This is a genomic window from Paraburkholderia susongensis (assembly GCF_900177725.1).
Taxonomy (GTDB): domain Bacteria; phylum Pseudomonadota; class Gammaproteobacteria; order Burkholderiales; family Burkholderiaceae; genus Paraburkholderia; species Paraburkholderia susongensis.
In genome coordinates, this window is the sequence record NZ_FXAT01000005.1 from 332052 (window position 1) to 344853 (window position 12802).

General features: G+C 65.4%; 8 protein-coding genes. 3 read left to right on the top strand and 5 right to left on the bottom strand.

What is annotated here, in order from left to right; genetic code table 11:
* Positions 1-33: 33 nt before the first annotated feature.
* The 3 genes from B9Z01_RS17725 to mdlC all read right to left on the bottom strand — a co-directional run bounded on the left by B9Z01_RS17725 (position 34) and on the right by mdlC (position 4189).
* Positions 34-966 carry a ketopantoate reductase family protein gene (locus B9Z01_RS17725; protein WP_338047377.1) on the bottom strand — a complete coding sequence of 311 codons (933 nt, stop codon included), beginning with the start codon at positions 964-966 and terminating at the stop codon, positions 34-36.
* 26 nt (positions 967-992) lie between these two features.
* Positions 993-2444 carry an aldehyde dehydrogenase gene (locus tag B9Z01_RS17730; protein WP_085485342.1) on the bottom strand — a complete coding sequence of 484 codons (1452 nt, stop codon included), beginning with the start codon at positions 2442-2444 and terminating at the stop codon, positions 993-995.
* An 89-nt stretch (positions 2445-2533) separates the two neighbouring features.
* Positions 2534-4189, bottom strand: a complete 1656-nt coding sequence (mdlC, locus tag B9Z01_RS17735) for a benzoylformate decarboxylase (RefSeq protein WP_085485344.1) — start codon at positions 4187-4189, stop codon at positions 2534-2536.
* A gap of 104 nt (positions 4190-4293) precedes the next feature.
* Between mdlC and B9Z01_RS17740 the strand changes: the two genes are divergently transcribed.
* The 3 genes from B9Z01_RS17740 to B9Z01_RS17750 all read left to right on the top strand — a co-directional run bounded on the left by B9Z01_RS17740 (position 4294) and on the right by B9Z01_RS17750 (position 8943).
* On the top strand, positions 4294-5211 hold the full coding sequence (locus B9Z01_RS17740) for a LysR family transcriptional regulator (protein WP_085485346.1): 918 nt from the start codon (positions 4294-4296) through the stop codon (positions 5209-5211).
* 154 nt (positions 5212-5365) lie between these two features.
* Positions 5366-6376 carry a DUF2891 domain-containing protein gene (locus tag B9Z01_RS17745; protein ID WP_143808982.1) on the top strand — a complete coding sequence of 337 codons (1011 nt, stop codon included), beginning with the start codon at positions 5366-5368 and terminating at the stop codon, positions 6374-6376.
* Between the two features lie 182 nt (positions 6377-6558).
* The gene (locus B9Z01_RS17750; protein ID WP_085485349.1) at positions 6559-8943 is read left to right on the top strand and encodes a DNA polymerase II; all 2385 of its coding nucleotides are present in this window, start codon (positions 6559-6561) and stop codon (positions 8941-8943) included.
* Positions 8944-8977: 34 nt separating this feature from the next.
* Here the strand turns inward: B9Z01_RS17750 and B9Z01_RS17755 are convergent, their stop codons facing one another.
* Both B9Z01_RS17755 and B9Z01_RS17760 read right to left on the bottom strand, forming a co-directional pair.
* Positions 8978-10474, bottom strand: coding sequence for an MFS transporter (locus tag B9Z01_RS17755; protein WP_085485351.1), 1497 nt, complete (start codon positions 10472-10474; stop codon positions 8978-8980).
* A gap of 230 nt (positions 10475-10704) precedes the next feature.
* Entirely contained in the window at positions 10705-12690 is a 1986-nt protein-coding gene (locus B9Z01_RS17760) for an aconitase family protein (RefSeq protein ID WP_085485740.1), read from the bottom strand.
* Positions 12691-12802: the final 112 nt, after the last annotated feature.

Below are 12802 nucleotides of genomic sequence, written 5' to 3' on the forward strand. Positions count from 1 at the left end.
CTGCGTGCGCGTTTATCGATTTTTTTGTTGTCGTCAGTAAGGTCGCCGCGTACCACGCGCATCGACGAGCCGCACGAGTTGCAGCAGACACTCCGTGCATGGCGCGGCAACGCCCGCCGCGCGCGCCGCCGCGACGACCGCGCCGTTGATCGCCTCGATCTCGGTCTTGCGGCCCGCGAGCACGTCCTGCAGCATCGATGGCCGATGCGCGCGGTGATGCGCAAGCGCATGCCGCACGTTATCGACGACATGCGCTTCGTCGAATGCAATACCGTTCGCGCGCGCCACGGTCGCAACCTCGGCGACGATCTTCAGCGTCAACGCCTCGCCGTCCGGCACGTTCGACAACTCGCCCACCGTGCATTGCGTAAGCGCGCACAGGCTGTTGAGCGCCGCATTGAACGCGACCTTCTCCCAGATCGCGGACCACACGTTGGAATCGGCCATGCAATTGAGACCCGCCGCGTTCAATGCATCGACCGCGCGTCGCACATGCGCATGCGTTTCGCCGTCCGCATTCATGAGGCGGATTTCTCCCGCGCCGTGCGAGCTCACCTGCGCGGGTCCCGGTTTGTCCGCGGGCCACGTCGTCATGCCGGCCATCACGCGTTCGCGCGCGACGTAACGTGCGATCCGCTCGACGTTGCCGAGTCCGTTCTGCAACGACAGCACGGCGGTGTGCGGCCCGAGCAGTGCCTGCACCGACGCGAGCGCTGCTTCGGTGTGCATCGTCTTCGTGAAGACGATCAGCAGCTCCGGCGCCGATACGGCCTGCTCAGGACGGCTCACGCGCAGATTGCCGACAATGCGCGTACCTGCGTCCGTGGTGAGGCTCAGCCCGTCGCGGCGGATAGCGTCGAGATGCGCGTCGTCGATATCGACCAGCGTGACGCGATGGCCCGCTTCGGCGAGCAGGCCGCCGAACAGCGAACCCATCGCGCCCGCGCCGAGAATTGCAATGTCCAAAGCATCAAGCATCGCAAGCCTCCAGCTCAGAACGGGTAGTGGCGCGGCGTCGTTTGCAGCGTAATCCAGCGCAGATCGGTGAATTCCGCGATCCCCGCCTTGCCGCCGAAGCGTCCGAAACCGCTCGCCTTCACGCCGCCGAACGGCATCTGCGCTTCGTCATGCACGGTCGGGCCGTTCACATGACAGATGCCCGACTCGATGCGTTTCGCGACATTGAGCGCGCGCGCCGTATCGCGGCTGAACACCGCCGAGGACAGCCCGTATTCGTTGTCGTTCGCGCACGCGATCGCGGCCTCTTCGCCGCTCACGCGCACGATCGCCTTCACGGGGCCGAACGATTCGTCGTGATAGATGCGCATGTCCGGTGTCACGCGATCGAGCAGCGTCGCGGGCATCAACGTGGTCTCGCTCTTTCCGCCGCAGACGAGCGTCGCGCCTTTCGCCAGCGCATCGTCGATCAGCGCGTTGCAGCGCTCGACGGTGCTCATGTCGACCACCGAGCCGAGCACGACCGGCCCCTTGCGCGGATCGCCGAGCGGCAATGCGCGCGCCCGCGCGGCGAGTTGATCGACGAACGCATCGGCAATGCTTTCGTCGACGATGATGCGCTCGGTCGACATGCAAATCTGCCCCGAATTCGCGAATGCGCCGAACACAGCCGCGTTGACGGCGGCGCCGATGTCGGCGTCGTCGAGCACGACGAGCGGCGCCTTGCCGCCGAGTTCGAGCACGCTAGGCTTCAGATGGCGCGCGCACGTCTCGGCGATGAGGCGGCCCACTCGCGTCGAGCCCGTGAAGTTCACGCGGCGCACGTGCGGATGTTCGATCATCGCGTCGACGATCCGCGCGGCGTCGGCCGGCGCGTTCGTCACGAAATTCACGGTGCCGCGCGGCAAGCCCGCCTCCTGCATCGCCTCGATGATGAGGCCGTGCGTGGCGGGGCAAATCTCCGAGCCCTTCAGCACGACCGTGTTGCCGCATGCGAGCGGCAGCGCGATCGCGCGAACCGCGAGAATCACCGGCGCGTTCCACGGCGCGATGCCGAGCACGACGCCCGCGGGTTGGCGCACGCCCATCGCGAGACTGCCGGGCACGTCCGACGGAATCAGTTCGCCGGCAACCTGCGTGGTGAGCGCGGCCGCCTCGATCAGACCCGCCGCCGCGAGATGCACGTTAAAGCCCGCCCAGATGCTCGACGCGCCGGTTTCGGCGGCCATCGCTGCGGCAAAGGCGTCGGCTTTCGCTTCGAGCGCGTGCGCGGCCTTCGTCAGCAGCGCGCGGCGCTCGCTCGGGCCGAGCGCCGACCAGACCGGAAAGGCGGCCGCGGCGGCATCGACGGCGGCTACGGCGTCTTCGACCGTCGCAGCCGGCGCGCGCGTCGCGACTTCGCCGTCGAGCGGGTTGCGGCGCTCGAAGGTCGCGCCGTTGCGTGCCTGTACCTGTTCGCCGCCGATCAGCATCGATACGTTTTTCATCGTCTATCTCCTATATCGAGCAGAGTGAGTGCAAAGCACTGACTCCGATCCCATGCAAGCTGGTTGTAGTACTGAATAGGAAGTGCGCGCTACGCCACGATTGCTTCGACGAGCGTGGGACCGTTCTTCACGTCATCCGCCGACAGCGCACGGCGCAACGCGTCGGCCAATTTAGCCGCGTCGCTCACGCGCTCGCCGGGGCAGCCCATGCCCGCCGCGAGCGTCACGAAATCGAGCCCCGGCAGATCCGTGCCCTGCACCGGCTCGTGCGGCCCGAAGCCGAACACGGGCGCGAAATCCTGCAGCGCGGCGTAGCGCGTATTGTTCAGGACCACGAATGTAATCGGCAGCTGCATCTGCACCGCGCTCCAGATCGCCTGGATCGAGTACATGCTCGAACCGTCGCCGATCAGCGCGATCACCCGCTCGCCCGGCCGCGCGAGCGCGACGCCGACCGCGGCCGGCATGCCGTAGCCGAGGCCGCCGCTGTCCATCGTGAAGAACGTGCCGGGGCGCGCGATCGGCAGATAGGTTTGCATCACGGGACGCGCGCTCGGCGCTTCCTCGACGACGATGCCGTCGGGATCGCGCACCTCGGCGAGCGTCTGCAACGCGAATGCCACCGACATGCGCTCGCCTGCCGCAGGCGGCAACGCGCGCGGCGGCACGGCGCACGGCGCGGGAAATGCGCGCTCCTTCGGCGCGGCGCGCGCGAGCAGATCCTGCACGCCGAGCCGCACGTTGCCGACCGCCGCGATACCTTGCGGCGTCCATGACGCGACACCCGGATCGTCGATCAGCTGGCACAGCTTCGCGCCAGGCGGCGCATGCGGCCCGCTGCCTTCGACGTGATACGTGAACGCGGGCGCACCGATCACGAAGATTGCGTCATGCGCGCCGAGCAGCTCGACGATGCGCTCGCGCATCGCCGGCAGAAAACCTGCAAACAGGCGATGTGTTTCGGGAAAGCTGCAACGGCCGGTCATCGGCGCGACATAGACACGCGCGCGATGACGTTCCGCGAGCCGCACGACATCCTCTGCCGCATTCGCGCGATCGACCGCGCCGCCGACCACGAACGCGGGCCGCTCGCACGCGTCGAGCAAAGCGCCGATGCGCTCGAGCATCGCGGGATCGGGACGCATGACGTGCGCGACCTCGCGCTCGGGCACGCGCTCGGCCGGCTGATCCCAGTCGTCGGCGGGAATCGACACGAACACCGGACCGCGCGGCTCCTGCATCGCGATTGCGTAGGCACGCGCGATCGCAAGCGGCACGTCCTGCGCGCGCGCGGGCTCGATGCTCCATTTCACATAGGGCTTCGGCAATTCGGTGGCCTGGGTCGCGGCGAGGAACGGGTCGAAAGGCAGGATCGAACGGGCTTGCTGGCCCGCCGTGACGACGAGCGGCGTGCGGTTGCGGAACGCCGTGAAGATGTTGCCCATCGCGTTGCCGACACCCGCCGCCGAGTGCAGGTTCACGAGCGCCGCGTTGCCGGTGGCCTGCGCGTAGCCGTCGGCCATGCCGGCCACGACCGCTTCCTGCAGGCCCAGCACGTAGCGGAAATCCGCGGGGAAATCGCGGAACATCGGCAGCTCGGTCGAGCCGGGGTTCGCGAAGATCGACGTCATGCCGACGCGGCGCGCGAAGTCGATGACCGCGTCCCGCACGGTCCATTGCGTGTTTTTGCCGGCGCCCTGTTCGCCTGCCTGCCCTTTATTCTGCTGCGGCGCACTGCCTGTCATGCGAGGCCTCCTGTCGTATGAGCGCGAAAAATCGAACAGCCATTATCGCGTTGGGTGGGGTAACCGAAAATTGCCTAATCTGCAAAAAGGCATTACCTTTGGGCATGACTTACAACCTCCAGCAACTTCAGGTGTTCGCGACGATCGTCGAAAGCGGCAGCCTCGGCCGCGCGGCCGAAGCGCTGCACATCACGCAGCCCGCGTTGAGCCGAACCATTCGCCGTCTCGAGGAACAGGTCGGTGCGCCGCTGTTCGAGCGGCATTCGCGCGGCATGCATCTGACCGCGGTCGGCGAGGCGCTCTTGCCCCATGCCATTCTGCTGCAACGCGAAGCCGAGCAGGCGCGCGAGGAAATCGACGCGATGCGCGGACTTGCGCGCGGCACGATCCGGGTGGGCGCGGTGGGCAGCATCGCGAGCCTCGTGCTGCCGCTTGCGGTGAGCGGCGTGCTCAGCAAGTGGCCGAATCTGCGCGTGCAGATTATCGAAGGCGTGTGGGACCGGCTCGCCGATGCGCTCGTCAAGCGCGAGATCGATCTCGCGCTCAGCATGGCCGTACCCGATACCGACGAGATCACGGCGATCGCCGATTGCCGCTGGGAAGACGCGAGCTATGTGGTCGCCGCGCTCGATCATCCGCTGCGGCGCAAGCCCGACCTCTCGCTGGCGGACACGCTCGGCGAACGCTGGGCGATTCCGCCGCGCGGCACTGGGCCGTTCGAGCATATGCAAAGCGTGTTCGCCGAGCACGGGCTCGGGCTGCCGAACGTGGTCGTCGAAACGCGTTCGATCACGGTGTTGAAGAGCCTCGTCGCGCGTTCGGGCTTTCTGAGCTGGATGGCCTCGACGATGTACGTGACCGAGGGCAAGGCTGGCGTGTTCGATACGCTCGGTGTGCCGGGCGTCGTCGGGCGGCGCACGCTCACGGCGTTCCGGCGGCGGCAGGGCATTCTGCCGAGTCCGGCGGTGAAGCTGCTCGAGCAGTTGAGACAGTTGACGGCGGCGGGGATCAACGCGGGGTGATGTTTTTCGTCTTTCAACGCGCATGAAGGAAGCGCGGGCAAGAAGCGCTCGAAGAAAGTACACAGGCCGCCCGCTTTACTATTGGCGATAGTCAACACCATACTGTCGTACCTGTTCGTATCCCGCTTCCGAGGAGCCGCTGATGATTGCGCCGTTGCCCCAACAACTCACCCGCGAATTCGCGTCGAAATTCGCCAATCTCGCGCTCGCCCACCTCCCGCGCGAATATCCGAACAAGCTCACGCACTCGCTTGCCGGACCGCAGGACGTGCAAGGCCCGCGCGCGTTACACCCGATCTTCTACGGCAGCTACGACTGGCATTCGTGTGTGCACGGCTACTGGTTGGTCCTGTATCTGCTCGAACGCTTCCCCGATCTGCCCGAAGCCGCGCGCATCGTCGCGGTGGTCGACGAGCATTTCACCGGCGCGAACGTCGCGGGAGAACTCGCGTATCTCGATCTGCCGCACAATCGCGGCTTCGAGCGGCCGTATGGCTGGGCGTGGCTGCTCGCGCTGAGCGCGCAGCTCGAATCGCTGAAAATCTCCGAGGCCGCGCGCTGGTCGAAGACGTTTGCGCCGCTGACGGCCACGTTCGTCGAACGCTTCGAGGAGTTTCTGCCGAAGGCGACCTATCCGCTGCGCGTCGGCACGCACTTCAATATGGCTTTCGCGCTTGCGTTGACGCTCGATTTCGCGCGACAAACCTCGCGCAGTTCATTGGAAGCGCTGATCGTCAGCACCGCGGAGCGCTGGTTTCTCAACGACGTCGCGTGCCAGGCGTGGGAGCCGGCCGGCGACGAATTCCTCTCGCCTTCGCTGATGGAAGCGGAGCTGATGCGGCGCGTGTTGCCGTCCGCGCAATTCGTCGCCTGGTTCGGGCGCTTTCTGCCGGACCTCGGTGCGAAAAAGCCCGCGACGCTGTTCGAGCCCGTCACCGTGACCGATCGCAGCGACGGCAAGATCGCGCACCTCGACGGCCTCAATCTGAGCCGCGCGTGGTGTCAGCGCTCGCTCGCGCGCGCATTGCCCGCCGGCGACGTGCGCCGCACGGTGCTGTTCGAAGCTGCGGAGCGTCATCTGCACAGCGCACTCGCGCACGTGGCCGGCGATTACATGGGCGAGCATTGGCTCGCCACGTTTGCGACGCTCGCGCTCGAAGCCTGACTGTTTTTTTATCCAGGCTGCGTTTGGCTGGCGCTCCGGTCTGGAGCGCCTTTCTTATTCGACCGTTTGACGCAACGGCTCCCCTCGTTTTCCAGCAACGCGACAGAATCCCGCTCGTCGTCAGTCATCGCCCGCGGCGGTAAAATCGCGCAAGGCGATCAAGCCGGCAAAAAGGTGGCAGTTTGACTGAGTTTGAGCAGGGTTTCATTTTGACCCGGCATTGGCGGGACACGCCCGCCGGCACGGAGATCGAATTCTGGCTGGCCACGGACAGCGGGCCGCGCCACATCCGTCTGCGTCCTCAGCCGTCCGTCGCCTTCATTCCCGCTGAACATCGCGAGCGCGCCGAGACGATTCTGCGTGACGAAAAGCAGTACGATCTGCGCCCGCTCGAGCTTTGCGACTTCCAGCATCGGCCGGTGATGGGCCTTTACTGCCCGCAGTACCGGCAGTTGAAGAGCTTCGAAAAACGCCTGAAGCAAGGCGACGTCGACGTCTACGAAGCCGACATCCAGCCGCACGAGCGCTACATGATGGAGCGCTTCATTACCGCGCCCGTATGGTTCAGCGGCGAGCCGCAGCAGAAAGGCCCGCTCTCGAACGGCGAACTGAAACCGGCCAGCGGTTATCGTCCGCCATTGAAGCTCGTTTCGCTCGACATCGAAACGAGCGCGCACGCCGAGCTTTATTCGATCGCGCTCGAAGGCTGCGGCGAGAGGCAGGTGTATATGCTCGGGCCGCCTAATGGTGTCGACGGCGGCGATGGTGACGGAAGCAGCCTCGACTTCAAGCTCGAATACTGCGAAACCCGCGCCCAGTTGCTCGAAAAACTCATTGAGTGGATGGAGCGGCACGATCCCGATGCGATCATCGGCTGGAATCTCGTGCAGTTCGATCTGAAGGTGCTGCAACAGCATTCTGAGCAATATCGCGTACCGCTGCGCATCGGCCGCGGCGGTGCGGTGATGGAATGGCGCGAGCATAGCGTCACGCGCAATCATTTTTTTGCGGGCGCGGCGGGACGCCTGATTATCGACGGCATCGAGGCGCTGCGCTCGGCAACGTGGAGCTTTCCATCGTTCAGCCTCGAATACGTGTCGCGCTCGGTGCTGGGTGAAGGCAAGGCGATCGACAACCCGTATCAGCGCATGGACGAAATCCAGCGCCGCTTCGACGAAGCCAAACCCGAGCTCGCGCGCTACAACCTCAAGGATTGCGAACTCGTCACGCGCATCTTCGCGAAAACCGAACTGCTGCCGTTTCTGCTCGAACGCGCGAACGTGACCGGCCTGCCCGCCGATCGCAGCGGCGGCTCGGTCGCGGCATTCACGCATCTGTACATGCCGCGCATGCACCGGCAAGGCTATGTCGCGCCGAATCTCGGCGACGTGGCCGGCGCCGCGAGCCCCGGCGGCTTCGTGATGGATTCGCGGCCCGGCCTCTACGACTCCGTGCTCGTGCTCGACTACAAGAGCCTTTATCCGTCGATCATCCGCACGTTTCTGATCGACCCTCTGGGCCTCGTCGAAGGCATGCTGCATCCCGACGACGAGCACTCGGTGCCGGGCTTTCTCGGCGCACGCTTCTCGCGCACGCGCCACTGCCTGCCGTCGGTCGTCGCACAGGTCTGGCAGGCACGCGAAACGGCCAAACGCGAGCACGACAAACCGCTTTCGCAGGCGCTCAAGATCATCATGAACGCGTTCTACGGTGTGCTCGGCTCGACTGGCTGCCGTTTTTTCGACCCGCGTCTCGCGTCGTCGATCACGATGCGCGGCCACGAGATCATGCACACGACGCGCGAGCTGATCGAGGCGCAAGGCTATGAGGTGATCTACGGCGACACCGACTCGACCTTCGTGTGGCTCAAGCACGCGCACAGCGAGGACGACGCCGCGCGCGTCGGCCGCGCGCTCGTCGAACACATCAACGCGGCATGGCGGCAGAAATTGCAGGAACGCTTCGGGCTCGACAGCGCGCTCGAACTGCAATTCGAGCGGCACTACCGGCGCTTTTTCATGCCTACGGTGCGTGGCGCCGAGGAAGGCAGCAAGAAACGCTACGCGGGTCTCATCATGTTGCCGGACGGCAGCGAGGAAGTCGTCTACAAGGGGCTCGAAACCGTGCGCACGGATTGGACGCCACTCGCGCAGCAGTTCCAGCAGGGTCTGTATCTGCGCATTTTCAGGCAGCAACCGTATCAGGACTACGTGCGCGACTATGTGAGCGATACGCTCGCGGGCCGGCTCGACGATCAGCTCGTGTATCGCAAGCAGTTACGCAGGCCGCTCGCCGCCTACGAGCGCAATGTGCCGCCGCACGTGCGCGCAGCCCGCGTCGCGGATGAATTCAATCGCGCGCAGGGGCGCCCTCTGCAATATCAGAACGGTGGCTGGATCAGCTACGTGATGACGATCGCCGGGCCTGAGCCGCTGGAAACGCTGCGCTCGGCGATCGACTATGAGCACTATCTGACGCGGCAATTGCAGCCGGTTGCCGACGCGATTCTGCCTCTGCTGCGCGACGACTTTACGACGCTGATGTCGGGGCAAAGGCAGTTGTTCTGATTGCTGATTTCGTCGGGCAGCGCACGGCCGCGCGCTACTTCGAAATCTTCTCCAGTTCGAGCCCGTTCGTGCGCGGCCCCATCAAGCCGATCGCGAGCATCACGATCAGCATTGCCCCCGCGATGAACACGAACACGCCGGTCGTACCGAAGTAGCGCAACACCGCCGCGATCAGAAAGGCCGTGAAGATCGCTGAAAACCGGCTCCACGAGTAAACGAAGCCGACCGCGCGCGCCCGGATACTGGTCGGAAAGAGTTCGGCCTGATACGCGTGATAACTGTACGAAATGATGTTGCCCGCGAGCGTCAGGCACACGCCGAGACTCACGAGCAGCACCGCACCCGACGCCTGGCTGAACCACAAGCCGCACACGATATTCACGCCGGCCATCACGACGATCACCGTCTTGCGCTCGAAGCGGTCGCCGATGAAAAGCCCGATGATCGGACCGAGCGGCGCCGCCAGCGCGATCACGCTCGAATACATGAGGCTCGTGGTGATCGTGATGCCCTGCTTGATGAGCAGCGTCGGCACCCAGTTCGCGAAGCCGTAGAAGCCGACCGTCTGGAAGATGTTGAAGATCGTCATCATCAGCGTGCGGCTGCGATACGGCGGCACCCACATATCGCGGAAGCTGCCGCGCGGCGCGACCGGTACCGGCGGCGCGGGCGGCGGCAACTCGCGGCCGTATTCGCTGCGCACTTTCGCTTCGAGCGCGCTCATCACGCGCTCCGCCTCGGCGAAACGCCCCTGCTGCGCGAGCCAGCGCGGGCTTTCCGGCAACGCGCGGCGAATCCACCAGACGAACAGCGCGCCGTGCGCGCCGATCAACACGACCCAGCGCCAGCCGTCGAGGCCGAACAGCGTGCGCGGCACCAGCAGAAATGAGAGAAACGCGACCACCGGCACCGCCGTAAAGCCGACTGCCTGCTCGCACGCGAAGGCGCGGCCGCGAATCTGCTTGGGAACGAGTTCGGAAATGTATGTACCGATCGTCACGAGTTCGACGCCGATGCCGACACCGGCAACGAAGCGCCAGAAATTGAGGCCCGTGGCGCTCTCCTGGAACGCCATTACGACGTTGGCCACGCAATACCAAAGCAGCGAATACGTGAAGACGGCGCGGCGCCCGAAGCGGTCCGCGAGAAAGCCGCACGCGATCGTGCCGATAAAAAGCCCGCTGAACAGCGCGGCGATGAAGCTCGCGACGCCGGTCGAGCCGAACAGGCCATGCGTCGTCGCGCTCAGAATCCCGCTTTTGACGAGGCCCGGCGCGACATAGCCGGAATACAGCAGGTCGTAGAGTTCGAAGAAGAAGCCGAGGCTCAGCAATACCACGAGCTTCCAGATGGAGCGCGTTGCGGGCAGCCGGTCGAGACGCGCGGAAATGCTGCCGGCGTCGAGCGACGCGGCGTGGTCTGCGCTGTCTGGACTGTCCGCGCGATGAGCAAGGCCGTCGGCGGTATGGGTGGAATGCGCCGCGTCGCCGCCGCTGCGCGCGACGGACCCCGCGTGATCGGGGGATGTCATGTTATGTGTCTCCTATGTCGATCGGAGTTGGCGCTTTAGCTGTCGATCCGTAGTCCGCGCTTTAGCGCCTGCTACGGTCCCATGCAGAGCATTTACTCCGATCCCATGCAACTGCTATTGCGCTGCTTTCACGGCAAAGCACGAAGCTCGCCGGGGCCGGTACGATGCCGGCCCTGCGCCTTGTCGCGCGTCGCACACACACGATGCCGGGCCGGAGTCCGGCCTGCATTCTAGCCGTGCGCGCGCTTCAATTGTTCGAAACTCGTGATTTTTCCCGCCAACGCGCTCGCCGCAACCGTGTACGGGCTCGCGAGCCACACGTCGCCCGGCCCTGAACGGCCCGGGAAATTGCGGTTGATCGCGCTGATCGTCACGTCGCTCGCATTCGCCGATTGCCCCGGCCCGCAATTCGCGCACGAGCCGCAGCCCGGCATCACGAGCGTCACGCCCGCGCGTTCGAACACCGGCAGATAGCCCTGTTCCTCGCAATACGCGCGCACCGCCATCGTGCCGAATTGCAGATAAAGGCGCGTACCGTCCGGCACGCGAATGCCGTGCTCCACGCCCCAACGCAGCACCTCGTGATAGAAATCGAAGTCCTCGCGCTTGCCCGCGGTGCACGAGCCGCCGTACGCGATATCGATCGCGACGTCCTCGCGCAGTTGCTGCGTGGGCATGCCGTTGCCCGGGTCGCCCGGGCGCGCGAGCATCGGCTCGATCTGTGCCGCGTCGATGCGGATCGTGTCGCGGTAGGTCGCAGCCGCGTCGCTTTTCATCCAGCTTTCCAGCACGAAATCGATGCCGCGCCGCTCCTTCAGGAACGTAACCGTGCGTTCGTCCGGCTCGACGATGCCCGTGAAGCCGCCCAGTTCCGCGACCATGTTGGTCAGCGTCGCGCGTTCGTCGATCGACATCGCACGCACCGCCGCGCCGCCGTATTCGAACACGAGGCCGATCGCGCCGCCCGAGCGAATCGCGTCCATGTGCAGCAGATGCAGCACGACGTCCTTCGCGGTCACGCCGTCGCGCAGGCTGCCGTCGATCTCGATGCGCAGCGTTTCCGGCACCTTGCAGCGCACGTAGCCCGTCACCCAGCTATTGGCGATTTCCGTCGCCCCCGCCCCGAACGCGAGACAGCCGAGCGCGCCCGAATGCGGTGTGTGCGAATCGGTGCCGCACGCGACCTGGCCCGGCAATGCGTACTGCTCGGCCATCAGCGCATGACAGATGCCCTCGGAACCGGGCGCGCCATCGAGCGCGCCGTGTGAGCGCACCGGATAGTCGCGCGAGAACGACGTGTGGCCTTCCATCAGATTCGCGACGCCCGGCAGCAACCCGTCGCGCACGTGCGGAATGCTCTGCGGCGCGAGCACCAGATGATCCTGGAACGCGATGATGTGATCCGGCGCATGCAAAGGCGCGGGCTTGCCGAACGCGCGATGCATGAGATGCGCGCACATGCCGGTGAAGTAGTCGTGGCTGAAGCGCCAGTCGGCGGCGATGAATACGCCGTCGCCACGCTGTGCGCTTGCGGTGCCGGGGTGCAGATGACGGTCGATGATTTTCTCGACCAGGGTTTTCGGTGTAGTGCAGGAGGCTGAATCCACCGCGTCGGCTGCGCCTGCGTGATCGGCGTGATCGGCGTGAGCGCGCTCGCGCGGCGCGGGCCAGTCTGCGAACCGGCTGTACGCGAGCAGCCCGCCGCTGCGGATGATCTGCTGCGTGAGTGCGTCGCGGCCCTTGAGGAATTCGTCGATCGGCACCGCTTCGCCCGCGAGCAGACGATCGAGCACGGCGAAATCGGTCGTGGTCAGAATGCCGATGTTGTCGCAGTTCTGCTGATAGATACGCTCGAAGCTCTCCGCGACGATCAGCCGGATGCCCGCCGACAGTTCCGCGAGCGGACTCGATTCGCGCGACGACCCCTTGCCGTAACGCTTGCCCGCCACCGTAACCTGGAAGCCGCCGTCCTTCACCGCATGGCGGCCGATCGGCAGACGCTCGCCCGCCTTGAAGCCGACGTACGGATACTGGCCGAGGCGCTCGTCGTACGTGAGCATCACCGTAACGGGCGTGATTTCGTCGGTGGATACGTTGTCGCGCAGCGGCCCCGCGCTCGCGCGCGTGAAATTCTCGCCGGCGAGTTGCGCGTCGATTACCGCCGGATCTTGCGACAGGTACAGCACGCGGCCGTCCAGACGAATCGTATCGTTCATCATGCATTCTCCTTGCGCTCACTATACGGCGCGCAAGGTCAATGCCGAAGTGCCGGTCCGGCAACGCTGCCGTCTCGTTTCGCGAACGCGGCATGTTGCGCCGCGGTTCGAT

Bases quoted from the DNA above. Each gene is read 5' to 3' on its own strand.
- B9Z01_RS17730 (WP_085485342.1), bottom strand. From the start codon at position 2,444: ATGAAAAACGTATCGATGCTGATCGGCGGCGAACAGGTACAGGCACGC.
- mdlC (WP_085485344.1), bottom strand. From the start codon at position 4,189: ATGACAGGCAGTGCGCCGCAGCAGAATAAAGGGCAGGCAGGCGAACAG.
- B9Z01_RS17740 (WP_085485346.1), top strand. From the start codon at position 4,294: ATGACTTACAACCTCCAGCAACTTCAGGTGTTCGCGACGATCGTCGAA.
- B9Z01_RS17755 (WP_085485351.1), bottom strand. From the start codon at position 10,474: ATGACATCCCCCGATCACGCGGGGTCCGTCGCGCGCAGCGGCGGCGAC.
- B9Z01_RS17760 (WP_085485740.1), bottom strand. From the start codon at position 12,690: ATGAACGATACGATTCGTCTGGACGGCCGCGTGCTGTACCTGTCGCAA.